The 23,467-nt window shown below is 72.6% G+C and carries 22 protein-coding genes, 1 tRNA gene and 1 pseudogene; 12 read left to right on the top strand and 12 right to left on the bottom strand.

Going from position 1 to position 23,467, the window contains the following annotated elements; translation table 11 throughout:
• Positions 1-7 precede the first annotated feature (7 nt).
• Complete coding sequence (locus tag ACLJN9_RS11715) at positions 8-226, top strand: hypothetical protein (protein WP_410811210.1); 219 nt, start codon at positions 8-10, stop codon at positions 224-226.
• Positions 227-342: 116 nt separating this feature from the next.
• On the opposite strand, the gene fabF is transcribed toward ACLJN9_RS11715, so the two are convergent.
• The 7 genes from fabF to ACLJN9_RS11680 all read right to left on the bottom strand — a co-directional run bounded on the left by fabF (position 343) and on the right by ACLJN9_RS11680 (position 7,163).
• Complete coding sequence (gene fabF / locus ACLJN9_RS11710) at positions 343-1,569, bottom strand: beta-ketoacyl-ACP synthase II (RefSeq protein ID WP_410811208.1); 1,227 nt, start codon at positions 1,567-1,569, stop codon at positions 343-345.
• A 2-nt stretch (positions 1,570-1,571) separates the two neighbouring features.
• Entirely contained in the window at positions 1,572-1,814 is a 243-nt protein-coding gene (locus tag ACLJN9_RS11705; protein ID WP_410811207.1) for an acyl carrier protein, read from the bottom strand.
• An 86-nt stretch (positions 1,815-1,900) separates the two neighbouring features.
• Positions 1,901-2,845, bottom strand: coding sequence for a beta-ketoacyl-ACP synthase III (locus ACLJN9_RS11700; protein ID WP_410811206.1), 945 nt, complete (start codon positions 2,843-2,845; stop codon positions 1,901-1,903).
• Positions 2,842-3,798, bottom strand: coding sequence for an ACP S-malonyltransferase (locus ACLJN9_RS11695; protein WP_410811205.1), 957 nt, complete (start codon positions 3,796-3,798; stop codon positions 2,842-2,844). Before ACLJN9_RS11695 ends, ACLJN9_RS11700 begins: the two co-directional genes overlap by 4 nt.
• Before the next feature lie 78 nt (positions 3,799-3,876).
• Positions 3,877-5,181, bottom strand: a complete 1,305-nt coding sequence (locus ACLJN9_RS11690) for a PucR family transcriptional regulator (protein ID WP_410811204.1) — start codon at positions 5,179-5,181, stop codon at positions 3,877-3,879.
• Positions 5,182-5,193: 12 nt separating this feature from the next.
• Complete coding sequence (locus tag ACLJN9_RS11685; protein WP_410811203.1) at positions 5,194-5,961, bottom strand: response regulator; 768 nt, start codon at positions 5,959-5,961, stop codon at positions 5,194-5,196.
• Positions 5,958-7,163 (bottom strand): sensor histidine kinase, encoded by a 1,206-nt coding sequence (locus tag ACLJN9_RS11680; protein WP_410811202.1) that lies wholly within the window; start codon positions 7,161-7,163, stop codon positions 5,958-5,960. Before ACLJN9_RS11680 ends, ACLJN9_RS11685 begins: the two co-directional genes overlap by 4 nt.
• Before the next feature lie 211 nt (positions 7,164-7,374).
• Between ACLJN9_RS11680 and ACLJN9_RS11675 the strand changes: the two genes are divergently transcribed.
• The gene (locus tag ACLJN9_RS11675) at positions 7,375-7,914 is read left to right on the top strand and encodes a hypothetical protein (protein ID WP_410811201.1); all 540 of its coding nucleotides are present in this window, start codon (positions 7,375-7,377) and stop codon (positions 7,912-7,914) included.
• Positions 7,915-8,017: 103 nt separating this feature from the next.
• Entirely contained in the window at positions 8,018-8,344 is a 327-nt protein-coding gene (locus ACLJN9_RS11670; protein ID WP_410811200.1) for a hypothetical protein, read from the top strand.
• Between the two features lie 146 nt (positions 8,345-8,490).
• Here the strand turns inward: ACLJN9_RS11670 and ACLJN9_RS11665 are convergent, their stop codons facing one another.
• On the bottom strand, positions 8,491-9,141 hold the full coding sequence (locus ACLJN9_RS11665) for a hypothetical protein (RefSeq protein ID WP_410811199.1): 651 nt from the start codon (positions 9,139-9,141) through the stop codon (positions 8,491-8,493).
• Positions 9,142-9,410: 269 nt separating this feature from the next.
• Here ACLJN9_RS11665 and ACLJN9_RS11660 point away from each other — a divergent pair, with 269 nt between their 5' ends.
• Positions 9,411-10,049 carry a copper resistance protein CopC gene (locus ACLJN9_RS11660; protein ID WP_410811198.1) on the top strand — a complete coding sequence of 213 codons (639 nt, stop codon included), beginning with the start codon at positions 9,411-9,413 and terminating at the stop codon, positions 10,047-10,049.
• 117 nt (positions 10,050-10,166) lie between these two features.
• On the opposite strand, the gene gltX is transcribed toward ACLJN9_RS11660, so the two are convergent.
• The 3 genes and pseudogenes from gltX to ACLJN9_RS11645 form a co-directional block, all read right to left on the bottom strand.
• Entirely contained in the window at positions 10,167-11,576 is a 1,410-nt protein-coding gene (gene gltX, locus ACLJN9_RS11655; protein ID WP_410811197.1) for a glutamate--tRNA ligase, read from the bottom strand.
• Positions 11,577-11,622: 46 nt separating this feature from the next.
• Positions 11,623-12,900 (bottom strand): MFS transporter, encoded by a 1,278-nt coding sequence (locus ACLJN9_RS11650; protein WP_410811196.1) that lies wholly within the window; start codon positions 12,898-12,900, stop codon positions 11,623-11,625.
• Positions 12,897-14,246, bottom strand: a pseudogene (locus tag ACLJN9_RS11645) (GH1 family beta-glucosidase). The gene ACLJN9_RS11650 and the pseudogene ACLJN9_RS11645 overlap by 4 nt, the downstream one beginning before the upstream one ends.
• 188 nt (positions 14,247-14,434) lie before the next feature.
• Here ACLJN9_RS11645 and ACLJN9_RS11640 point away from each other — a divergent pair.
• On the top strand, positions 14,435-14,881 hold the full coding sequence (locus ACLJN9_RS11640) for an SRPBCC family protein (RefSeq protein ID WP_410811195.1): 447 nt from the start codon (positions 14,435-14,437) through the stop codon (positions 14,879-14,881).
• A 352-nt stretch (positions 14,882-15,233) separates the two neighbouring features.
• Here the strand turns inward: ACLJN9_RS11640 and aceE are convergent, their stop codons facing one another.
• Positions 15,234-17,972, bottom strand: a complete 2,739-nt coding sequence (aceE, locus tag ACLJN9_RS11635) for a pyruvate dehydrogenase (acetyl-transferring), homodimeric type (RefSeq protein WP_410811194.1) — start codon at positions 17,970-17,972, stop codon at positions 15,234-15,236.
• 183 nt (positions 17,973-18,155) lie between these two features.
• Between aceE and ACLJN9_RS11630 the strand changes: the two genes are divergently transcribed.
• The 7 genes from ACLJN9_RS11630 (at position 18,156) to ACLJN9_RS11600 (ending at position 23,428) form a co-directional block, all read left to right on the top strand.
• A complete protein-coding gene (locus ACLJN9_RS11630; RefSeq protein WP_410811193.1) occupies positions 18,156-18,629 on the top strand; it encodes a hypothetical protein in 474 nt (157 codons plus the stop codon).
• Between the two features lie 26 nt (positions 18,630-18,655).
• Complete coding sequence (locus tag ACLJN9_RS11625; protein WP_410811192.1) at positions 18,656-19,060, top strand: YjbQ family protein; 405 nt, start codon at positions 18,656-18,658, stop codon at positions 19,058-19,060.
• 174 nt (positions 19,061-19,234) lie between these two features.
• Complete coding sequence (locus ACLJN9_RS11620) at positions 19,235-19,639, top strand: MarR family winged helix-turn-helix transcriptional regulator (RefSeq protein ID WP_410811449.1); 405 nt, start codon at positions 19,235-19,237, stop codon at positions 19,637-19,639.
• Positions 19,640-19,690: 51 nt separating this feature from the next.
• The gene (locus tag ACLJN9_RS11615) at positions 19,691-22,174 is read left to right on the top strand and encodes a thiamine pyrophosphate-dependent enzyme (RefSeq protein ID WP_410811191.1); all 2,484 of its coding nucleotides are present in this window, start codon (positions 19,691-19,693) and stop codon (positions 22,172-22,174) included.
• Positions 22,175-22,286: 112 nt separating this feature from the next.
• A complete protein-coding gene (locus ACLJN9_RS11610; protein ID WP_410811190.1) occupies positions 22,287-22,724 on the top strand; it encodes a DUF3052 domain-containing protein in 438 nt (145 codons plus the stop codon).
• Between the two features lie 91 nt (positions 22,725-22,815).
• Positions 22,816-23,280 (top strand): peroxiredoxin, encoded by a 465-nt coding sequence (locus tag ACLJN9_RS11605; RefSeq protein WP_410811189.1) that lies wholly within the window; start codon positions 22,816-22,818, stop codon positions 23,278-23,280.
• A gap of 76 nt (positions 23,281-23,356) precedes the next feature.
• Positions 23,357-23,428 (top strand) — tRNA-Val (locus ACLJN9_RS11600).
• Positions 23,429-23,467: the final 39 nt, after the last annotated feature.

Below are 23,467 nucleotides of genomic sequence, written 5' to 3'. Positions count from 1 at the left end.
GTCGGCCATGGGTCAGGCGCGTGAGTTCGACTGGGTGGAGCGCTCCAACGGCACCGTGGTGATCATTCACCACGGACGGATCGCCGGCACGCTACGCGGTGCACGGGCGGCGGAGTTCCTCGCCGAGGTCGACGACGACCCGCAGTTGGTGATGGCCCGCTGGACCGGCAACTACCGCCACGGCAACGAGCGCACCGCGAAGCAGCATCCCCGCAACCGGGGCTGAACGACGGCAAAGGGCCCTCCTCGTCGAGGAGGGCCCTTTGCCGTGCCGAGCGGGATCGTGCGCGGTGCGCCGGAGAGGCCGACGCTCGGACAGCCCCCGCCGGTCTTAGCCTGCCGTCAGGGCCGGGTGAAGACGAGAGCCACGTTGTGGCCGCCGAAGCCGAACGCGTTGTTCAACGCGGCGGGGATCTCCATGTGACGTGCCTTGTGCGCGGCCACCTCCAGGGTGAGGCCGGCCTCCGGGTCGTCGAGGTTGATCGTCGGAGGAACGACACCGTCGCGGATGGCCAGGATCGTGGCGATCGACTCCAGCGCGCCGGCCGCACCGAGCAGGTGACCGGTCATCGACTTGGTCGCGGCGAGCACCGGGTGGTCGCCGAGCGCCTTGTGCAGCGCGCCGATCTCCAGCATGTCGCCGACCGGGGTCGAGGTGGCGTGCGCGTTGACGTGCACGATGTCCCGCTTGGCGATGTCCGCGTCCGCGATCGCCTTCGCGATGGCACGGATGGCGCCCTCGCCCTCGGCGTGCGGCTGCACGATGTCGTACGCGTCGGAGGTGAGCCCCGCGCCGGCCAGGCGCGCGTACACCCGGGCGCCCCGGGCGGCGGCGTGCTCGGCCCGCTCCAGCACCACGATGCCGGCGCCCTCGCCGAGCACGAAGCCGTCGCGACCCTTGTCCCACGGGCGGGAGGCCCGCTCCGGGTCGTCGTTGCGGGTCGACATGGCCCGCATGGAGCTGAACCCGGCGATCGGCAGCGGGTGGATGACCGCCTCGGTGCCGCCTGCCACCACCACGTCGGCGCGGCCGGCGCGGATCATGTCCAGGCCGAGCGCGATCGCCTCGGCACCGGTGGCGCAGGCGCTGGCCACCGAGTGCACGCCGGCCTTGGCGCCCAGCTCCAGCCCGACCCAGGCGGCCGGCCCGTTCGGCATCAGCATGGGAATGGTGTGCGGAGAGACCCGGCGCGGCCCGGACGCCTCCAGGATGTCGTCCTGGGCGAGCAGGGTGGTGGCGCCGCCGATGCCGGAGCCGACGCTGACAGCCAGCCGCTCCCCGTCGAGGCCGGCGTCGGCCAGGCCGGCGTCCGCCCAGGCCTGCTGCGCCGCGATGATGGCGATCGCCTCGGAGCGGTCCAGTCGGCGCAGTCGGACCCGGTCCAGCACCTCGGACGGGTCCACGGCCAGCTGGGCGGCGATCCGGACCGGCAGTTGCGCGGCCCACTCCTGGGTGAGGGCACTCACCCCGGAGCGGCCGGCGAGCATTGCGTCCCAGGTCGACGCGACGTCCCCGCCGAGCGGGGTCGTCGCGCCGAGCCCGGTGACGACGACGTCAGGACGACTCATGATCAGGACTGCGCCGCGATGTAGCTGACGGCGTCGCCGACGGTCTTGAGGTTCTGCACCTCGTTGTCCGGGATCTTGACGCCGAACTTCTCCTCGGCGGCCACCACGACCTCCACCATGGAGAGCGAGTCGACATCGAGGTCGTCGGTGAAGGACTTCCCCTCGGCCACGTCGTCCGGGTTCACCCCGGCAACCTCTTCGAGGATCTCGGCGAGGCCGGTGGTGATCTCGTCACGGGTCGTCATTGCGGTTGGTTCCTCTCATCGGGGGTTTCCCGGCGGCCGGCGTCGCCGGCCGCCGCTCCCCGGCGCGTACGCGCCGGGACGGGTCTTCAGGGGCAGCGGACGACCTGACCGGCGTAGGTCAGGCCACCGCCGAAGCCGAACAGCAGCACCGGGGCGCCCGAGGGCACCTCCCGCCGCTCGACCAGCTTGGACAGGGCCAGCGGCACGCTCGCCGCGGAGGTGTTGCCGGACTCGACGATGTCCTTCGCGATGATCGCGTCGGGGATGTTGAGCCGCTTGGCGATGCCGTCGATGATCCGGGAGTTGGCCTGGTGCGGCACGAACGCGGCCAGCTCCGACGGGTCGACACCGGCACGCTCGCACGCCTGTAGGGCCAGCGGCGCCAGCGCGGTGGTGGCCCAGCGGAAGACCGACTGCCCCTCCTGCTGGACGTACGGGCGCCAGCCCTCGATGCGTACCGCGTCGCTCTTCTCCGGCGCCGAGCCCCAGACCACCGGGCCGATCCCGGCCGGCTCGTCGTCGGCGGTCGCCGTGACCACCGCGGCGCCGGCGCCGTCGGCGAAGATGATGCAGGTCGACCGGTCGGTCCAGTCGGTGAAGTCGGATAGCTTCTCGGCACCGATGACGAGTGCGTTGCGCGACGCGCCGGCCCGGATGGCGTGGTCGACGATGCCCAGCGCGTAGGCGAAGCCCGAGCAGGCGGTGTTGACGTCGAACGCACCCGGCGCGGCGATGCCCAGCTTGGCGGCGACCCGGCAGGCCACGTTGGGGCTGCGATCCACCGACGTGCAGGTGGCGACGACGACCAGGTCGATGTCGGCGGCGGTGAGCCCGGAGTTGGCCAGCGCCTTGCCGGCGGCGGCGGTGGCCATGTCGGCCACCGTCTCGCTGTCGGCGATCCGGCGGCTGACGATGCCGACCCGATCGCGGATCCACTCGTCGTTGGTGTCGACGAGCTGGGCGATGTCGTCGTTGGTCACGACCCGGGAGGGCTGGTAGTGCCCCATCGAGACGATGCGACTGCCGGTCATGACTGTCCTCCAGTGCGGGCGGGCGGTTGGCCCGGCGTGCCGTGTCGGGTGATCAGGTCCCGTGCGGCCGGCAGGTCGTCCGGGGTGTTCAGGGTGACGATCTCCGGAGCGCCGTCGCCCTTGAGCTCCCGCTTGACCAGCCCGGCGAGCGTGCCGGCCGGGGGCAGCTCGAGCACGCCGGTCACCCCGAGGTCGGCCAGCGTGCGCATGCACAGGTCCCAGCGCACCGGGGCGGTGACCTGGCGGACCAGGCGCCGCACCATCTCCCGGCCGTCGTCGACCGCCGAGCCGTCGAGGTTCGACAGCAGGATCCGGGCCGGGTCGGCCGGGGTGATCCCGGCCGCGACGGTGGCCAGCGCGGTCTCGGCCGGCGCCATGTACGGGGTGTGGAACGCGCCGGCCACCTGGAGCCGGATGATCCGGGTCTTCGCCGGCGGCTCGGCGGCGAGCTTGTCCAGCCCGTCCAGCGCGCCGGCGGCGACGATCTGTCCGGCGCCGTTGCGGTTGGCCGGGTGTAGGCCGTGGGCGGCGATCGCGGCGAGCACCTCGTCCGGGTCGCCGCCGAGCACGGCCGCCATCCCGGTCGGCTCGAGCGCGCACGCGGCGGCCATCTCCCGGCCCCGCGCCCCGGCAAGGGTGATCGCGGCCTCGGCCGACAGGACTCCGGCCAGCGCGGCTGCGCCCAGCTCGCCGACGCTGTGCCCGACGGTGAGTGTCACGTCGTGCAGCGGAAGGTGCTCGGCGGCGAGCAGCGCCGCGGCGACCAGCAACGGCTGCGTGCGGGCCGTGTCCTTGATCTCGTCGGCACCGGCGACGGTGCCGAGGTGTACGAGGTCGACCCCGGCCAGCGCGGACCACGAGCGCAGGCGCTCCTCGGTGCCGGTCAGGTCGAACCACGGGGTCAGGAAGCCGGGCTTCTGGGAACCCTGGCCGGGACTAAGTACGGCGAGCACGCCTATGACTCTCCCGGATACGCATGGGTAACGCGGTGCCGGCTTCGACCAAACCGCACTAGGACCTTTGGAGGTTTCCTACAAAGATCGGCGGGGATCATCACCAGTCTGGGAGGATTTCCGGCCAGCCGGGGCCAATGTCTGGCTTGGGACAGGAGGAATCGCCGGGACGACCGGATCCAGCCGGCCCACCGTCAGCGCCACCTGGAGGGTGAACGCGTCCCGGGGAGACAACGGCGAGAAGGTGGTCACCTCGGCGATCCGACGAAGCCGGTACCGCACCGTGTTCGGGTGCACGAACAGCGCCCGGGCGGCGCTCTCCAACGTACCGCCGGCGGCCAGGAACGCGTCCAGGGTCTCCAGCAGCTCACCACCGGCGCGCACCAGCGTCGCGTACACGTCGTGCCGCAGCCGGCGGCGTGCCTCCGCGTCGCCGGCGAGCGCCCGCTCCGGCAACAGCTCCGCGGCCGGCACCGGCCGGGGGGCGGTCGGCCACGCGGGCGCCGCACGGAAGCCGGCCAGCGCGGCCCGCGCCGACTCCGTGGCCTCGTCCAGACTGGGTACGGCCGGACCGACCACCACGGGGCCGTCCCCGAACGCGCTCAGCAGCTTGCCGGTGGCGGCCAGCGGGTCCGCCGCACCGCCCAGCACGATCACCAGCCGATCGCCGTGCACCCCGCCGATCACCTCCACGCCGATCCGACGGGCCTGCCGGTAGACCACGTGCAGTACGGCGGAGACCTCCCCGCCGGGGGAGCGGCCCACCGCCACCGCGACCGGGGGCGCGTCCGCCCAACCCAACGCGGCGGCCCGACTGGCCAGCACGTCGGGCGAGTCACCGCGCAGCAGCGCGTCGACCAGCAGCGCCTGCAACCGGGCGTCCCACGCGCCGCGTGACTCGGCCGCCCGCGCGTACACCCGGGCGGCGGCGAACGCGATCTCCCGGGAGAAGCGCAGCACCGCCTCCCGCAGCCGCTGTTCCTCGCCCTCGGCGGCGAGGTGTGACACCTGCTCCTCGACCACGTCGATGGTCACCTTGATCAGCGCCACGGTCTGCTGCAGGGTGATCGACCGCGCCAGCGCCTGCGGTGCGGCGGCGAAGACCTCGTCGGAGACCTCCTGGGTGCTGTCCGCCGTGCCGCCCCCGTCGCGCAGCCACTGCACCAGCGACTGGGCGCCGGCCTGGGCCACCAGCATCACCCAGGAGCGCTGGTCGGCCGGCATGGCGCGGAACCACGGCAGCGTCTCGTCCATCCGGGCCACGCTGGCAGTGGCCAGCGCCCCCGCCGCCCGCTCGATCCGGCGCAGCGTGGCCGTCAGCTCCCCGCCGCCCGGCGTGCTCCCCACGACACCAGCCTGGCATGTCCTGACCTGGATCTTCACGCCGGGCCGGGCTCACCGTGGCGGGGCGGGCGCGGGCAGGCCCAGCTCCTGGGCGAGGATCGCGGCCTGTACCCGGCTGCGCAGGTCCAGCTTCGCCAGGATCCGGCTCACATGTGTCTTGCTGGTGCTCTCCGCCATCGCCAGCCGGTCGCCGATCTGCTGGTTGGACAGGCCCAGGCCGAGGCACGCCAGCACGTCCCGTTCGCGCGGGGTGAGTGTGCCCAGCGCGGCCCGGGTGGCCGCCGACGCACCCGGCGCGGTGGCCGCGAACGCCGCGATCAACCTGCGGGTCACCGCGGGGGCGATGAACCCCTCCCCGCGCGCCACCGTCCGAACCGCCGCGACCAGCCCCGGGGCGTCGGTGTCCTTCAGGAGGAAACCGGCCGCGCCGGCGCGCAGCGCGCCGAAGACGTACTCGTCCAGGTCGAAGGTGGTGAGCACCAGCACGTCCGCGAGCCCGTCGGCGACGATCGCCCGGGTGGCGGAGATCCCATCCTGGCGCGGCATCCGAATGTCGAGCACCGCCACGTCGGGGCGCAGCTCCCGGCACAGTCGGAGCGCCTCGTCGCCGTCGCCCGCCTCGCCGACCACCTCGATGTCCGGCGCGCCGCCCAGGATCAGCGTCAGCCCGGCCCGTACCGCCGGCTGGTCGTCCGCCAGCACCACCCGTACCGGCGCGTCCCGGGTCGGGCCGGCATCGCCCGGGTCCCGGGCTTGGCCGGCATCGCCCGGTTCCCGGGCTTGGCCGGCGCCGCCCGGGTCCCGGGTCGACTCCGTCATCCGTCCGCCCGGGTGGGCAGGGTGGCACGGACCAACCACCGGCCGTTCTGCGGTCCGGCGCTGAACCGGCCCGCCAGCAGCGTCGCGCGCTCCCGCATCCCGATCAGCCCGGCCCCGGCGCCCGGCAGCCCGGCCCCGCCCCGGCGTACCGGGTTCTCCACCGTCACCACCACCTCCGCCGGCCGGTAGGCGATCGTCAGCTCCGCCTCGCCCGCGCCGTGCTTGAGTGCGTTGGTCAGCGACTCCTGCACGATCCGGTACGCCGCGAGATCCACCCCCACCGGCAGGGGACCCGGCGTGCCGTCGGTGCGGACCCGCACCGCGAGGCCGGCGGCCCGGATCCGGTCGACCAGACGGTCGGCCTCGGCGAGCCGAGCGGTGACCGCCTCGGGCAGGCCGCCGCCGTCGACCGCGGAAGCCCGACCCCCGCCGGACTCCGGCTCGCGCAGCAGCCCGATCATCTGCCGCATCTCTGCCAGGCCCTGCACGCTGCTCTCGCGGATCACCCGCAACGCCGACTCGACCTGACCGCGGTCCAGCCCCGGCACCGACAGCGCGGCCGTGGCGTGGATGGCCACCGCGCTGAGATGATTGGCGACCAGATCGTGCAGCTCACGGGCCATCCGGGCCCGCTCGGCGCTGACCGCCTGCCGGCGGTCCAGCTCGACCAGCCGGGCCGTCTGCTCGGCCCGGGCCCGCTCGGCGGCGGCCTGGTCGCGATACTGCCGCACGCTGATCCCGGTCAGCACCGGCAGCAGGCCGGCGAGCACCACCGGCACCCCGAGGCCCACACCGCGCCACTGGTCGTAGGCGAGCACGCCGACCACCGCGCCGACCAGACTCAGCCCGACGGTCACCCGCAGCAGCCACCGCCACAGCCGTGCCGGGCCGTACACGCAGGCGTCGTAGAGCACCTGGGTGAAGATCAGGATCGTTCCCAGCGAGCTGCCGAGCGCGGTGTCCACGACCAACGCCCCGGTGCCGACGGCCAGGCTGGCGCGGGGAGCCACCCGGCGCAGACCCACGGCCACGCACATCGCCAGCAGCGGAGGCAGGAACAGCGCGGGCGGCACGTCCGGGTGCGGATGGATCTGCGGCTGCCAACCGAGGGCGTACAGCACCAGGCCACCGGCCAGCGACCCGCCGGCAAGCGTGAGGTCCCGGCCGAGGGTGCCGGGGCCGAGCCACGCTTGCGGTCGCATGCCCCCGATCCCACCACAGTCGCCGACCGCCGGGCTCCGACCGGAGGAGGACACCGCCGAACCCGACATGCACCGAAAGGGGTACGCCGCGTACCGCCGGAATCGCCCGGCGGCGGGCGGGTCCGTCGAAGGGCGGACCCCGATCTCCTTCCCCCCGTCGAGGCCCGAACCCCGCCGAACGGCGACGCTGGACGAGACGGGGGAGGTCGACGTGTTGATCGCAGTGATCATCGGGTGTGAGATCGCGTTCTGGGTGGTGCTCGCCGCAGGCCTCGTGGCCCGCTATCCGCTGCGCCGGCCACGGCTCGGGGCGGCGCTGCTGGTCTGCGTACCCCTGGTTGACCTGGCGCTGCTGGCCGCCACGGTGATCGACCTGCGCCGCGGTGCGACCGCCGGCTGGAGTCATGGTCTCGCCGCCGCCTACCTGGGCTTCTCGGTGGCCTTCGGGCACTCGATGGTGCGGTGGGCGGACCAACGCTTCGCCCACCGCTTCGCTGGCGGCCCGCCGCCGGTCCGGCCGCCCCGCCACGGCTGGGCGCGCACCCGTCACGAGTGGCGTGAGTGGGCCAAGGGGCTGCTCGGCTGGGCCATCGCCTGCGGGCTGCTCGGCGTCGCGATCCTCTGGGTGAACGATGCGGAAAGAACCCGCGAACTGCTGGGCTGGATCCAGAAGCTCACCGCCGCCATCGTGATCTGGCTGGTCGCCTTCCCCGTCTGGGAGACCCTGTTCCCGCGTCGCCCGAAGCGCTGACCCCGGGGTACGCCGTGCGCGACGCGTCGGTCCCGGCCAGTACGGTGGCAGGGCACGTCGGGGGAGCACCCGGGGGGTGAGTGCGAGCGTGAGGAGACCGGGGATGGCGCACGGGGAGGCCGAGCACGGCTGCGCCCAGGGCGAGCCCTGCCGGCCGGGGCACGACCCACAGGCGGCTGCCAAACACCGTCGGTCGGTCGGCGGCGTCCCGTCCCACCCGGCGGAGCCGCTCGCCGGTCGGCCCGACGAGGAGGTCCCGATCCCGCGTCAGCGGTCCGGTGAGTCGTCGGCCCTCGGTGAGCCGGAGCCCGACCTCACCGGTGGTTGCCTCAGCGAACTGCCCGGCTGGGCCGGCGCCCACCGGCACGGTCCGGTCCGGCCACGTCAGCGGGCCACCCGCCGGGAGCGCCCCCCGCGCCGGTGGTGCTGAGCACGCGGCCGGGCAACGGCGCCGAGCCGGGACGGGGCCCTGCCGACGCGGGTCCGCGGACGCGGGCCGCCTCATCGAGGCGGGCCACGTCGGCGGCGAGTTGATGCTGAACGCCCGACCGGTCAGCGCGCGGGCCGGGCGTTGGGTCAGCGGGTGCGGCGGCGGATCAGCAGCGCGATCCCGGCGAGGCCGACCGTGATGGTCAGCATCACCGCGACGTTGAGCAGCAGCAGTCGCTGCAACTCGCCGAGCGCCTCGTCGAGATCCTTGGCCGGGTCGAGAGTGTCCTCCGGGAGCACCCGCTCGCCGCCACCGACGCCGCCACTGACCGTGTCGAACTGCCGTTCCAGCGGCACCCCGGCGGTCCGCAGCGTCTCGGACATGCTGAGCCGGCCGAGGAACCAACCCGCGCTGACCCGGTGGCCGTCCGGCTGCTTCGCCGGCCGGTAGATGCGCGGGCCGCCGGCCGCCCTCGGGTAGAGGTCGTAGGTCTCCTTCGGCGTCTCCCCGGCGAGCACCACGACCGTGTACTTCGGACCGAGGTCGGCCGCCTTCGGCCCGCTCGGCTGGCCGGTGCGACCGAGGAAGTTGACCTGGTCGATGACCCCGACCACGTGCAGTGGCTGCGTTTCCGTGCGCAGCCGTAGCGGCTCGGCCAGCCCCACACCGGTGACGTCCACCCCGGCGGGTGCCGGCTTCGGTGCCGCCGTGGCCGGGCCGGCGGTGCCCAGCGACAGGAGCGCTGCCGCCAGCGTGCCGGCCAGCACGGCGACCCACCGCCTCATCTGTCGGACCATCCCGCCTCCTCGCCCCGTTCGATGGATGGCTTCGTGTGACGTCCGGATCGGTCGGTCGACGGCGGCACCGACCGGTGGTCGGGGCCACTTTCACAGACTCGCAGAACGTCGATGGATTGCAGCTTGTGGAACACGTATTTGGAACTATCTGCGATCTCTGCTCGACTAATGAGGAGCCGTTTGATCAGCGGGCGGATCGTACCCTTACGGAGGGTTTCATGGGGGGCAGGGTTACACGTTTGGCGCGAGTCGCGCCAGTGGTGCTCGGCGTGGCGTTCGGTGTGTCGTTGCTGGTCCCGGCGACGCCGGCGGCCGCGCACAACTCACTGACCGGCAGCGACCCGCGCGACGGCGCCCGGGTGGCCACCGCGCCCACCCGGATCGAGCTTCGTTTCCTGGCCAAGCCATCGCCAACTACGACGAAGATCACAGTAACCGGTCCGGACAATGTGGTCGCCGGTGGCCCACCGGCCTTCAGCGGCACAAGGGTGAGCGTGCCCTTCAAGCCGGCTGCCGCGGGGCTCTACATCGTCGGCTACCAGGTCGCCTCCGACGACGGGCACCCGGTGAGGGGCGAGGTGCGGTTCACCCTCACCACCGGCACGGCCGCCGACCCGTCCGCCCAGCCCTCGCCGGCCGGCGGTGCGGGTCCCACCGCCTCGGCGGCAGGTCCCACCGGTTCGGCAGCCGGTCCCGCCGGTCCCGCCGGCACGGTCGGCGGGCCGGCGCCCGGCCCGTCGTCGGGGACGTCGGGCTCGCCCGCGCCCGCTGTGCCCGCCAGTGCGGACACGCTGGCCCGGAACGCGTCGGGCAGCTCGCTCGGCTGGCTGTGGGGGCTCGGCGCGATCCTGGTGCTCGGCGCGCTCGCCGCCGGGCTGCTGCTGCGCCGCCGGGGTGCCCGGCGCTGACCGCCCGGCGCCAGCGACTGCGGCGCTGGGCGGCTTCCGTGGTCGGGACTGAAGATCTTGGAGCGAAAACGCCCGGTAGGGGCGTTTTCGCTCCAAGATCTTCGCGGACGGACGTCGTCAGACCAGGCGGAGGCGGGCGGCGCGGATTCGGGTCAGGGTGCGCTCGCGGCCGAGCACCTCCAGCGACTCGAACAGGGGCAGGCCCACGGTGCGCCCGGTGACCGCGACCCGCACCGGTGCCTGCGTCTTGCCGAGCTTGAGGCCGCGCTCGGCGCCGACCGCCTCCAGCGTCGACTTCAGCGACTCGGCGTCCCAGGACTCCAGCGCGTCGAACGCCGCGACGGCGTCGTCCAACAACTCGGCGGAGCCGTCCTTCATGGTCTTGGCCCAGGCGGCCTCGTCGATCAGCGGGGACGCCAGGAAGAGGAAGTCGACGTTCGACACGATCTCACTGAGCACCGCGATCCGGGTCTGGGCCAGCGGCGCCACGGCGGCGAACGCCTCGGCGTCGAACTCCTCGGGCTGCCACGGCGGCGGTGCGATCGTCCCGGTGCCGGTCAACCACGGCTGGCAGGCGTCGACGAACTCGGCCACCGGAAGCGCGCGGATGTAGTCGCCGTTGAACGCGCGCAGCTTCTTCTCGTCGAAGAACGCCGGGGAGGGGTTGACCTCCTCCAGCCGGAACTCCTCCTCGATCACCGACCACGGAACGATCTCGCGGTCTCCGGAGGGCGCCCAGCCGAGCAGCATCAGGTAGTTGCGCATCGCGCCCGCGAGGTACCCCTCGTCCCGGTACGCCTCCAGGGCCACCTTGTCGCGACGCTTGGAGAGCTTCTGCCGCTTCTCGTTGACCACCACCGGCACGTGCGCCCAGATGGGCGGCTTGACGCCGAGAGCGTCCCAGAGCAACTGCTGCTTGGGAGTGTTGGGCAGGTGCTCCTCGGCCCGGATCACGTGGGTGATCCCCATGCTCATGTCGTCGACGACGTTGGCCAGCAGGAAGACCGGTGAGCCGTCGCCGCGCGCGATGACGAAGTCCTCGATGAGCTTGTTCTCGAAGGTGGGCTCGCCACGGATCAGGTCCACGACCACGGTCGCGCCCTCGTCGGGCGTACGGAAGCGCAGCGCCCGCCCCTCGCCGGGGCCCAGGCCCAGGTCGCGGTGGTAGCCGTCGTAGCCCTGGTGCTGCGAGCCGGTGCGGGCCTGTACGTCCTCGCGGGTGCAGTCGCAGTAGTAGGCGCGGCCGGACTCGTAGAGGCGGGCCGCGGCGGCCCGGTGCTCGCCGGCGTTCTCCGACTGGAAGTGCGGGCCCTCGTAGCTGCCCCGGGAGATGCCGATCCAGTCCAGCGCGGAGAGGATGCCCTCGGTCCATTCGGGCTTGTTGCGGGCCGCGTCGGTGTCCTCGATGCGCAGCACGAACACCCCGCCCTGCTGCTTGGCGTAGATCCAGTTCTGCAGCGCCGAGCGGGCGCCGCCGACATGGAACATACCGGTCGGGGAGGGGGCGAAGCGCACACGTACCGTCACGCCCTCCAGCCTACGGGCGGCGGCCAGCGCATTCCCAGCGGGCTGCTCAGGGAACCGATCGGATCTTGACGACCAGGGCGCTGCCGACGAGGGTGACGACGGCGGTGACCGCGTAGAGCGTCGGGTAGCCGCCCAGGTGGACGACGAGCGGGGCGGAGAGCGCCGGGCCCAGCACCTGCGGCGCCGAGTTGGCAATGTTGATCACGCCGAGGTCCTTGGCCCGGTCGGTGGCCCGGGGCAGCACCTGGGTGATCAGGGCGGCGTCGACCGAGAGGTAGACGCCGTACCCGGCACCGAGCAACAGCGCGGCGACGATCGCCATCGGCCAGACCGGCGCGACCGCGAGCAGGAGCGCGGCCACCGCCATGATCAGCCCGGAGACGATCACGTAGATCTTGCGCCGCCCGGAGCGGTCCGACAGCCGGCCGGCGACCACCGCGGTCAGCATCATGCCGAGCGTGTAGAGCAGGATCAGCACCAGCAGCCCACCCTCGGGGTCGGGGTGACGGACCCCGTCGGTGAGGAAGTACAGCAGGTAGAGGGTGCCCAGCGCGTTGCCGAGTTGGACCAGGAACCGGGTGATCCAGGCCCAGGCGAAGTCCGGGTGCCGGCGCGGGCTGATCCACATCGAGGCCAGCAGTGCCCGCGTTCGCAGCACGGGCCGGTGCGCGCGCGGCAGCCGGTCGTCGGGGGTGAACAGCGCGAAGGGCAGTGACAGCAGCAGGATGGCCACGGCGATGGCCAGATAGCCCGCGGCATTGCCGGTGACCACGGCGGTGACCAGCACCGCACCGAGCACCAGCCCGAGCGCCTGCGGGATGCCCACCCAGCCGGACACCCCGCCGCGCTGCACCACCGGCACCCGGTCGGGGATGGCAGCGGTGAGGCTGGCCAGCATCGCGTTGAAGCAGACCTGGGCGGCGACCCAGCCCAGCGCCACCCCGAGGATGGTCCGCTGCTGCGCCAGCAGCACCAGGGCCGCCGCACCGAGCACGGCACCGCCGGCGGTCCAGACGTGCCGACGGCCGAACTCGCGGCCGGCCACCCGCAGGCACGTCCGATCGGACAGCGCGCCCGCGAGGGGGTTGACCAGCACCGCGGCCAGCGCGCCCAGGCCGGTGACCACGGCGAGCATGGCCTCCTTGTCGCCGGGTGCGATCTGCTCGATCTGCTGGGGCAGCAGCACCTGGATCGGCGTGAAGAACGCCATCCAGACGCCGAGGTTGGCCGCGAAGATCAGCCCGATCCAGCCGCGCCGCACCGGCACGGTCGGTTCGGCGAGCGCGGCCGGCAGCGACGCCGGGGTCGGGTCGAGGGTGGTCACCGCGCCGACCCCGGCCGGCTGGCCGCGATCACGTCCCGCAGCCAGGTGTACGAGGACTTCGGCGTACGGGCCTGGGTGGCGTAGTCGACGTGCACCAGACCGAAGCGTTTGGTGAACCCCTCGGCCCACTCCCAGTTGTCCAGCAGCGACCAGACGAAGTACCCGCGTACGTCCACCCCGTCGTCGAGAGCGGCCCGCACCGCCCGCAGGTGCCCGTCGAGGTACGCGATCCGGTCCGGGTCCGGCACCTGCCCGTCCGGGCCGGGCGCGTCGTCGTACGCGCAGCCGCTCTCGGTGATCTCAATCGGCGGCAGTGCGTCGCCGTACGTGTCGCGCAGCCAGCGGAGCAGCTCGTGCAGCCCGTCGGGTGCCACCGGCCAGTCGAAGGCGGTACGTGGGTAGCCCTCGAGCGGAACCAGCTCGAACGGCAGGGGCGAACCCTCCTCGGCGGCCCGTACACCGGTCGGGTTGTAGTAGTTGACCCCCAGCACGTCGATCGGTGCGGCGATCGTGTCGAGATCGCCGGCGTGGACCACACCGGCGTCGAAGCCGGGCAGCTCCGGGTAGCCCCGACCGAGCAGTGGGTCGGTGAAGAGCCGGTTGTGCAGGGCCTGGTACGCGGCCCCGGCGGCCCGGTCGGCGTCACCGTCGCCGAGCACCCGCACCGGGGAGTAGTTGTTGGCGATCGCCACCGGGCTGGCGGTGCGGGTTCGCAGCGCGGCGACCGCGAGGCCGTGGCCGAGTAGTTGGTGGTGGGCGACCGGGAAGGCGTCGAAGAGCAGCATCCGGCCGGGGGCGTGCACGCCCATGCCGTAGCCGAGGCTCATGTGGATGAACGGCTCGTTCAGGGTGATTCAGAGCCGGACCCGGTCGCCGAGGCGCGCGGCGGTCCGGTCGGCGTAGTCGGCGAAGCGGGCGGCGGTGTCGCGGTGCAGCCAGCCGCCGGCGTCCTCGAGCGGTTGGGGCAGGTCCCAGTGGTAGAGGGTGGCCACCGGGTCGATGCCGGCGGCCAGCAGGTCGTCCACCAGCCGGTCGTAGAAGTCCAGGCCGGCCGCGTTGGCCGGGCCGGCGCCGGTGGGCTGCACCCGGGGCCAGGCGACGGAGAACCGGTATCCCGAGACGCCCAGCCCGGCCAGCAGTGCGACGTCCTCGCTGTGGCGGTGGTAGTGGTCGCAGGCCACCTCGCCGGTGCTGCCGTCGCTGATCCGGCCGGGGGAGTGCGCGAAGGTGTCCCAGATGGAGGGCCCTCGGCCGTCGGCCGTGGTGGCGCCCTCGATCTGGTGGGCCGATGTGGAGACGCCCCAGCGGAAGCCGGCGGGGAACTCGGGCATCCGTGCGGTCGACATGCGCCCTCCCGGTCAACGTGAAACGTGCTCGGGACTTTAGGACGCTCCGCAGAAATGCGCCATAGGCCGGTCTGACGGAATGCGCAATGGTTGATCGGCGTGTCTTTTACCGAACCCGTCCAGGTAAGTCCGATTTAGCGCATAGAGTGCCGATATCGTGGGATGTCCTCACTGGAGGAAAGACGGAAATGATCCTGGTGGAACGCAGTGCGCACGTGGCGGCGCCGGTGGAAGTGGTCTGGGACGTCGTCCAGCGGGCTGAGCAGTTGCCGGCCTGGCTGGCGGGGGTCCGCGCGGCCGAAGTCCTCTCGGGGGAGGGCTTCGGCCGGCGGCAGTTGGTCCAGGCGGGGCGCGGCTCGGCGCATGAGGCCGAGGTGATCGCCTACCAGGAGCCGACGCTGATCGGCTGGCGTGAACGGTCCAAGGGCGCCGGTGCCCGCGCGGAGGCGCGCACCGAGATCTACGTCCAGCTCACCTCCGACGAGGAGGAGGGCGGGACCATCGTGCGGCTCATCGTGGTCCGCTGGCCGGCCGGCCCGGTCAAGGCGGCCATGCTGCGCCTCGGGCTGCGTCGGGTCGGCGCCGACCTGGAGGACTCGCTGGCCCGGCTCACCGACCTGGCCGCCGTCGGCTGACGAGCGCCCATCCTCCCGGCGTCACCCGCGACGGCGGTGGTCCGGCGTACCCACCAGGCACGCCGAATCACCGTCCGCCCGTGCGCTGCGTCCGCCCGCGCGCTGCGTCCGCCCGCGCGCTGCGTCCGCCCGTGCCTAGATCGCGCTCGATCCAGGATTTAGTGGTCTCGACCGGACCGGAGGCCACAACAACCAGGATCGAGCGCGATCTAGGTACGGGCGCGGCACGCGGAACGCCTTGGGCCTCCATGGCATCTATGCGGAGGGCGCGAGCCGCGTGACGCCCCTGCGAGGACAGCGGGGCCCGGCACGCGGTCGCGTGCCGGGCCCCTTCGTTCGGACTGACCGAGGGTCAGCTGTCGCCGCCGGTCTCGCCGACCGGGGCGGCGTTGACGTCGTCGATCGCGTACTTCTTGGCGGCCTCGGCCGGCACGGTGGCGGCCACCGCTCCGCTGCGGGCCAGTTGCCGCAGCGTGGCAACCACGATCGACTCGGCGTCGACGTGGAAGTGCCGGCGCAGCGCGTGCCGGGTGTCCGACATTCCGAAGCCGTCGGTGCCGAGTGACGTGTAGTCGCCGGGCACCCAGCGGGCGATCAGGTCCGGCACCGCGCGCATCCAGTCGCTGACCGCGATCTTCGGCCCGTCGGCCTCGGCCAGCTTGTGCTGGATGTACGGCACCTTCGCCTCGGCACCCGGGTTGAGCAGGTTGTATTCCTCGGCTTCCACCGCGTCGCGGCGCAGCTCGGTCCAGGAGGTCACCGACCAGACGTCGGCGGCCACCCCCCAGTCCTGGGCGAGCAGCTGCTGGGCCTTGAGCGCCCACTGCATGCCGGTGCCCGAGGCCAGCACGTTGGCCTTCGGGCCGTCGACCTGCGGGGCCGGGGAGTAGCGGTAGATGCCCTTGAGCAGGCCCTCCACGTCCACCCCGGCCGGCTCGGCCGGCTGCAGGATCGGCTCGTTGTAGACCGTCAGGTAGTAGAAGACGTTCTCCTGCGCGTCCCCGTACATCCGGTGCAGGCCGTGCTCCATGATGTGCGCGATCTCGAAGGAGAACGCCGGGTCGTACGCGACGACCGCCGGGTTGGTGGCGGCGATCAGCATCGAGTGCCCGTCCTCGTGCTGCAGACCCTCACCGTTGAGCGTGGTCCGCCCGGCGGTGGCGCCGAGCAGGAAGCCCCGCGCCATCTGGTCGGCGGCTGCCCAGAGCCCGTCGGCGGTCCGCTGGAACCCGAACATCGAGTAGAAGATGTACATCGGGATCATCGGCTCGTCGTGCGTCGCGTACGCCGAGCCGGCCGCGGTGAACGAGGCGACCGAGCCGACCTCGTTGATCCCCTCGTGCAGGATCTGCCCGGTGGTCGACTCCTTGTACGACAGGAACAGCTCGCGGTCGACCGAGGTGTAGCGCTGGCCGTGCGGAGAATAGATCTTCGCCGTCGGGAAGATCGAGTCGAGGCCGAAGGTGCGTGCCTCGTCCGGAATGATCGGCACCCAGCGCTTGCCGAACTCCTTGTCCTTCATGATGTCCTTGAGCAGGCGGACGAAGGCCATGGTGGTGGCCACCTTCTGCCTGCCCGAGCCGCGCTTGACGTCGGCGAAGCGCTCCGGACCGGGGATGGTCAGCCGCTTGGTGCTGGTCCGTCGGGACGGCAGGTAACCGCCGAGCTGCTCGCGCCGCTCCTTGAGGTACTGGATCTCCTCGGACTTCTCACCCGGGTTGACGTACGGCGGCAGGTAGGGGTTGTCCTCCAGCGCCTTGTCCGGGATGTCCAGGTAGAGCCGGTCGCGGAAGGTCTTCAAGTCCTCCAGCGTCAGCTTCTTCATCTGGTGGGTCGCGTTGCGGCCCTCGAAGTGCGAACCGAGCGTCCAACCCTTGATCGTCTTCGCCAGGATGACGGTCGGCTGACCGGTGTGCTCGGTGGCCGCCTTGTAGGCCGCGTAGAGCTTGCGGTAGTCGTGGCCACCTCGCTTGAGGTTCCAGATCTCGTCGTCGCTGAGCGGGTCGACCATCTTGCGGGTCCGCGCGTCGCGGCCGAAGAAGTGCTCCCGCACGTACGCGCCCGACTCCGCCTTGTAGGTCTGGTAGTCGCCGTCGGTCGTGGTGTTCATGAGGTTGACCAGCGCGCCGTCGGTGTCGGCGGCGAGCAGCGGGTCCCACTCGCGGCCCCAGACGACCTTGATGACGTTCCAGCCGGCGCCCCGGAAGAACGACTCCAGCTCCTGCATCACCTTGCCGTTGCCCCGGACCGGGCCGTCCAGCCGCTGGAGGTTGCAGTTGATCACGAAGGTGAGGTTGTCGAGCTCCTCGCGGGCGGCCACGCCGATGGCGCCCAGCGTCTCCGGCTCGTCCATCTCACCGTCGCCGAGGAACGCCCAGACGTGCTGCTGGGAGGTGTCCTTGATGCCCCGGTGCTGCAGGTAGCGGTTGAACCGGGCCTGGTAGATCGCGTTGAGCCCGCCCAGGCCCATCGAGACCGTGGGGAACTCCCAGAAGTCCGGCATCAGCCGTGGGTGCGGATACGAGGGCAGCCCACCGCCGGGGTGCGACAGCTCCTGGCGGAAGCCGTCGAGCTGGTGCTCGCTCAGCCGCCCCTCCAGGAACGCCCGCGCGTACATCCCGGGGGAGGCGTGACCCTGGTAGAAGATGTGGTCGCCGCCGCCGGGGTGGTTCTTGCCCCGGAAGAAGTGGTTGAAGCCCACCTCGTAGAGCGACGCCGAGCTGGCGAAGGTGGAGATGTGCCCGCCGACGCCGATCTCCGGGCGCTGCGCCCGGTGCACCAGCATGGCGGCGTTCCACCGGACGTACGCCCGGATCCGCCGCTCGACGTGCTCGTCGCCCGGGAACCACGGTTCCCGCTCGGACGCGATGGTGTTGATGTAGTCGGTGGTGGTCAGGGGCGGAACCCCGACCTGGCGCTCACGGGCCCGCTCCAGCAGGCGCAGCATGACGTAGCGGGCGCGTTTGGCGCCGCGATCGTCGATGACACCGTCAAGCGACTCGACCCATTCGCTGGTCTCTTCAGGGTCGATGTCCGGAAGCTGGCTCGGTAGGCCGTCGCTGATCACCGGGCGCTTGCGTTCCGTAGCCACAGGCGTTCCCTCGGTTGTGTGTGGGATAGGTCTCTAGCGCCATCCTGCCTCGTAGTGGCACCCGGCGTCACGTCTAGGCCCCTCGGACGCGACGCTGAACACAGGTACCCGCCGGTAACTTAGTGCTACGGCCGGTCCGACTCGACCCGGACGGGCTTGCCCGCCACCCCTACCGTGCCGGTCATGAAGAGGAGCCACGCAACGGTTGCCGTGCTCATGATCGTCGGCGGGGTGGCGGGCATGCTGGCCGGAGTGGTCACGCTCGTCTCCGGTGACGCGGCGGCGGTGGGAGTCATCGCGGTGGGTGCGTTGCTGGTGGTGCTCGGCGCGGCCCTTCTTCGGGACGCCGGCCGCGCGGGCAGGGGGCAGCGCCGTCCCGGCCGCCACGGTGCGGATGCGACCGGAGGCGGTTACCTGTATGCCGGACCGACCGGGGACAGCGGCGCGGACCACGGCCGTGCCGACCACGGCCGCCACGACGGGGACGGGGGCGCCGGCAGCCCGGAGCCGGTCGGCGGCTGGAGTGGCGGTGGCGACTCCGGTGGTGGCTGGAGTGGCGGAGGTGATTCCGGTGGTGGCTGGAGTGGCGGGGGCGACTCCGGTGGAGGCGGGTTCTCCGGTGGCGGCGACTCCGGTGGCGGTGGCGGCGGTTTCTGACCCGCCGCTGCGGCAGAATGCGACGTATGCGCAGCGACGTGATCACCGTCCAGACCGGGTCCCGGCCGGCGGTCCGGGACATCACCGCCGAAGCCCAGGGTTTCGTCACCGGCCAGGGCGACGGGCTACTGCACGTCTTCGTGCCGCACGCCACCGCCGGCCTGGCGATCATCGAGACCGGCTCCGGCTCCGACGACGACCTGCTCACCGCGATCGACGCGCTGCTACCCACCGACAACCGCTGGCGACACCGGCACGGCTCGCCCGGCCACGGTCGCGACCACGTGCTGCCGGCGTTCGTCCCGCCGTACGCGACGCTGCCGGTGCTGGACGGACGCCTGGCCCTGGGCACCTGGCAGTCGATCTGCCTGGTCGACCCGAACGGCGACAACCCGACCCGCCAGGTCCGCTTCTCCTTCCTCCCCGCCTGACAGCCCGCACGCTGGGGCCGCCTGCTGCCCGCCGGATCGCGGAAAGGGGGCGAGGGGCGCGGGTGACGGGGGTGGCGTGGTCGGCGCGGTGCGTACGATGTGGCGGTGGCGCAGGAGGTGGTTCCGGGAGGGCCGGTGGGCCGTGCCGGCCTGGCCGCCGACGTGGTGCGCCGGATGGCGCACGTGACCGCCGCGCTGCGGCATCGGCAGGACTCCGCGTTCGCCGAGTTGGGGCTCACCCCAGCGGCGGCCCGGGCGCTGAACGAGCTCGACCCGGACCATCCCCTGCCGGCCCGTGACCTCGCCGAGCGGTTGGGCTGCGACCGGTCGAACGTGACCGCGCTTGTCGACAAGCTGGAGCAGGTCGGCCTCGTCGAGCGCCGCACCGACCCGGCCGACCGGCGGCAGAAGACGTTGGTGGTGACCGGTAAGGGCCGGGACGTGCGGGGCCGGGTGACCGAGGTGATGTCCGACTCCCGACTCCTGGCACCGCTGACCGACCAGGAGCTCGACACCCTGCGCGACCTGGTCTGGAAGGTGTCCGACGGTGGCTGTCCGGAGCCGTGCGGGCCGGAGTGAGTCGACCTGTGCCCACCGTGTCCCACTGGGCGACCAGGGCTTGCGTCGGTAATGCTGTGCGACGTGACCACCCCGCAAGATCTCGACGACCGCTTCCGGGAGACGCTGGCGGCGCTGCCCGCCGCCGAGCGGCGGCGTGACTCCGCCGACCCGGTCACCGACGACGCACCGCTGAGCGGCGCGCAGCTGCTGGATCTGTTCGACGCGCAGGTGACCAGCCGGCAGCTCGACCTGGCGGCCCGGTGGCTGCGCAGCTTCGGGGAGGGCTTCTACACGATCGGCTCGGCCGGGCACGAGGGCAACGCGGCGGTCGCCGCCGCGCTGCGCCCCACCGATCCGGCCCTGCTGCACTACCGCTCCGGCGCGTTCTACTGCGTGCGCGCCGCCCAGGCCGCCGCCGCCCAGGCCGCCGCCGCCCAGGCCGCCGCCGACCCGGGGGCCGCCGCCGTCCCGCAGGCCGCCCCCATCCGGGCCGCCGCCGTTCCGCAGGCACCCGCCGACCCGGAACCACCCGCCGAACCGCAGGCACTCGCCGAGGTGGACGGATCCGCGCCGCCCGCCGGCGCTTTCGCGGCGTACGCGGAGGCCGCCCGCGATGTGCTGCGGGGGATGGTCGCCTCCAGTCGGGAGCCGATCGCCGGTGGCCGGCACAAGGTGTTCGGTCGGGCCGACCTGGCCATCGTGCCGACCACGTCCACCATCGCCTCGCACCTGCCCCGGGCGGTCGGGATGGGACTGGCCGTGGAACGGCTGCGGCGGCTGGACACCACCGGGCGGCGCGGCGGCGCCGGGCCACGGGCCGGCGCCGTGGACGCTCCGTGGCCACCGGACGCCATCGTGGTCTGCTCCTTCGGCGACGCCTCGGTCAACCACGCCAGCGCCACCGCCGCCTTCAACACCGCCGGCTGGTACGACCACGCGGGGCTGCGCATCCCGGTGCTCTTCGTCTGTGAGGACAACGGGCTGGGCATCAGCGTCCGCTCCCCGGAGGGCTGGGTGGAGGCGGCGCTGCGGTCCAAGCCGGGCATCCGCTACCTGAGCGCCGACGGTGCCGACCCGGTGCAGGCGTACGCCGTGGCGGCCGAGGCCGCGGCCTGGGTACGCCGGCACCGGCGGCCGGCCGTGCTGCACCTGCGCACCGTACGGCTGATGGGGCACGCCGGGGCCGACGCGGAGTCCGCGTACCGCAGCCCGGGTGAACTCGCCGCGGACCTGGACCGGGACCCGGTCATCGGCACCGCGCGGCTGCTCGTGAGCGCCGGCGTGGCGACCGGCGAGGAACTGCTGGCCCGGTACGACGAGACCGGCTGGCAGGTCCGCCGCCTCGCCGAGGAAGTGCTGGGCGAGCCGAAACTGGCCTCCGCGGCCGACGTGGTGTCGGCGCTGGCGCCCCGCCGGCCGGTGCGGGTGGCGCGGGCGGTGGCGGACGCGGCGGCCCGGGCCAGCGGGCCGGGCGCGGGTGCGCGCGCGGAGGCGTTCGGCGGCAGGCCGCCGGAGCTGGCCGGCCCGATGACCCTGGCACAGAGCATCAACTCGGCGCTCGCCGACGGGTTGCTCGACCACCCGCAGATGGCCGTCTTCGGCGAGGACGTGGCCGTCAAGGGCGGCGTCTACGGGGTGACGAAGGGGCTGCGCGACAGGTTCGGGGCGGCCCGGGTCTTCGACACCCTGCTCGACGAGACGTCGGTGCTCGGGTTGGGCCTCGGCGCCGGGCTGGCCGGGATGCTGCCGGTCCCGGAGATCCAGTACCTGGCGTACCTGCACAACGCCGAGGACCAGCTGCGGGGCGAGGCGGCCACCATGCAGTTCTTCTCGCGGGGCGCGTTCCGCAACCCGATGGTGCTGCGGGTGGCCGGGTTGGCGTACCAGGAGAGGTTCGGGGGGCACTTCCACAACGACAACTCGGTGGCCGTACTGCGGGATGTGCCCGGTCTGGTGGTCGCGGTGCCGGCGCGGCCGGACGACGCCGCGCCCATGCTGCGGACCTGCCTGGCCAGCGCGGCGGTGGACGGCAGTGTCTGCGTGTTCCTGGAGCCGATCGCGCTCTACCACACCCGCGACCTGTACGCCGATGGCGACGGCGAGTGGTTGGCCGGCTATCCGGAGCCGGGCGCCTGGGTGGCGGGGCACGTGCCGATCGGTCGGGCCCGGGTCTACCGGGTCGGAACGGCCGACGACCTGACCATCATCACCTTCGGTAACGGGGTGCGGATGTCGCTGCGGGCCGCGGCCGTCCTCGCCGAGGAGGGGGTGGGTACCAGGGTCATGGATCTGCGCTGGCTGGCCCCGCTGCCGGTGGCCGACATCATCCGGGAGGCCTCCGCGACGGGCCGGGTGCTCGTGGTGGACGAGACACGCCGTTCCGGGGGTGTCGGGGAGGGAGTGATCGCCGCACTGGTCGACGCCGGATATGTCGGCGCCGCGCGACGTGTGGCGGGAGTTGACTCGTTTGTACCATTAGGTCCGGCAGCGCGTTCTGTTCTGGTCTCCGCGGAAGCCATTACCGACGGTGCCCGTACGCTGCTGGCACGGTAAATTCCGATCCACCCGGTGCGCCACTTGCGCGCAGAGGCACAACTGTGTGGACTCTGCCTGACGGCGTCGCACCGACGCCGCGAGCAGGGACGAGATGAGGAGGCACGCGACAGTGAGCGCGACCGCTGGTCAGGCCGCCGACGGGGTACGCAGCCTGGCGGACCGGTTCGGTATCGAACCGGGGATGGTCGTCATGGAGATGGGGTACGACGACGACGTCGACCAGGATCTCCGAGACGCCCTGACCGACCGCTCTGGAGAGCTGGTCGACGAGGACACCGACGAGGTCGTCGACGCGGTTCTCGTCTGGTACCGCGACGGCGACGGTGACCTCTTCGAGCTTCTCGTCGACGCCCTCGGCCCGTTGGCCGACAACGGCGTCGTGTGGCTCCTCACCCCGAAGGCGGGGCGTGACGGGCACGTCGAGCCGAGTGAGGTGGCGGAGTCCGCGCCCACCGCCGGCCTCCAGCAGACCTCGACCGTCAACGCCGGCCGGGACTGGAGCGGCGCCCGGCTGGTGCTGCGCCGAGGGGTCAAGGGCAAGAAGTAGCCCCCGCACCGTTGCCCTTCCGGTCCGGCGGTCACACCGCCGGGCTGAGACAGCCTGATGCCGTCCCCCCGACTCGATCCGAGGAGTTCGCATGCCGATTGAGGTTGGCGCGGAAGCGCCGGACTTCGTGCTGAAGGACCAGAACAACCAGGAGGTCCGGCTCTCGGCCTTCCGCGGCAGGCGGACCGTGCTGCTGGTCTTCTACCCGCTCGCCTTCACCGGCACCTGCCAGGGTGAGCTGTGCGAGGTGCGAGACAATCTCAACGAGTACGTGAACGACGACGTCCAGGTGTTGACCGTCAGCGTCGACTCGGTCTACAGCCACAAGATCTGGGCCGACCGGGAGGGCTACGAGTTCCCGATGCTGGCCGACTTCTGGCCGCACGGCGGCGTCGCCCAGGCGTACGGGGTCTTCAACGACGTGGCCGGCTTCGCCAACCGGGGCACCTTCGTCATCGACAGGGCCGGCGTGGTCCGCTTCGCCGAGATGAACGGCCCGGGCGAGGCCCGTGACCAGCAGGGCTGGCGTAAGGCCATCGCCGAGGCGACGGCCTGACCGGAGCACGCCGTGCGCCCGGGCCGGCGGCGAGCAGGTAAGCTTGCCAACCTCCGGCCCGCCGCACGGGCGTTCCGGGCGCGTAGCTCAGTGGGAGAGCACCCGCCTTACAAGCGGGGGGTCGCAGGTTCGAAACCTGCCGCGCCCACCCCTCATCCGTCCCTCGCTCACGTGGTCACTCGTCCAC

The organism is Micromonospora sp. 067-2, from assembly GCF_046549295.1.
Lineage (GTDB): Bacteria > Actinomycetota > Actinomycetes > Mycobacteriales > Micromonosporaceae > Micromonospora.
The sequence above is the reverse complement of the archived record's forward strand: the minus strand, read 5'-3'. Positions and strand labels throughout refer to the sequence as shown.

Bases quoted from the DNA above. Each gene is read 5' to 3' on its own strand.
- ACLJN9_RS11715 (WP_410811210.1), top strand. From the start codon at position 8: ATGGGTCAGGCGCGTGAGTTCGACTGGGTGGAGCGCTCCAACGGCACC.
- fabF (WP_410811208.1), bottom strand. From the start codon at position 1,569: ATGAGTCGTCCTGACGTCGTCGTCACCGGGCTCGGCGCGACGACCCCG.
- ACLJN9_RS11705 (WP_410811207.1), bottom strand. From the start codon at position 1,814: ATGACGACCCGTGACGAGATCACCACCGGCCTCGCCGAGATCCTCGAA.
- ACLJN9_RS11700 (WP_410811206.1), bottom strand. From the start codon at position 2,845: ATGACCGGCAGTCGCATCGTCTCGATGGGGCACTACCAGCCCTCCCGG.
- ACLJN9_RS11685 (WP_410811203.1), bottom strand. From the start codon at position 5,961: ATGACGGAGTCGACCCGGGACCCGGGCGGCGCCGGCCAAGCCCGGGAA.
- ACLJN9_RS11680 (WP_410811202.1), bottom strand. From the start codon at position 7,163: ATGCGACCGCAAGCGTGGCTCGGCCCCGGCACCCTCGGCCGGGACCTC.
- ACLJN9_RS11670 (WP_410811200.1), top strand. From the start codon at position 8,018: ATGGCGCACGGGGAGGCCGAGCACGGCTGCGCCCAGGGCGAGCCCTGC.
- ACLJN9_RS11665 (WP_410811199.1), bottom strand. From the start codon at position 9,141: ATGGTCCGACAGATGAGGCGGTGGGTCGCCGTGCTGGCCGGCACGCTG.
- ACLJN9_RS11640 (WP_410811195.1), top strand. From the start codon at position 14,435: ATGATCCTGGTGGAACGCAGTGCGCACGTGGCGGCGCCGGTGGAAGTG.
- ACLJN9_RS11630 (WP_410811193.1), top strand. From the start codon at position 18,156: ATGAAGAGGAGCCACGCAACGGTTGCCGTGCTCATGATCGTCGGCGGG.
- ACLJN9_RS11625 (WP_410811192.1), top strand. From the start codon at position 18,656: ATGCGCAGCGACGTGATCACCGTCCAGACCGGGTCCCGGCCGGCGGTC.
- ACLJN9_RS11620 (WP_410811449.1), top strand. From the start codon at position 19,235: ATGGCGCACGTGACCGCCGCGCTGCGGCATCGGCAGGACTCCGCGTTC.
- ACLJN9_RS11615 (WP_410811191.1), top strand. From the start codon at position 19,691: ATGCTGTGCGACGTGACCACCCCGCAAGATCTCGACGACCGCTTCCGG.
- ACLJN9_RS11605 (WP_410811189.1), top strand. From the start codon at position 22,816: ATGCCGATTGAGGTTGGCGCGGAAGCGCCGGACTTCGTGCTGAAGGAC.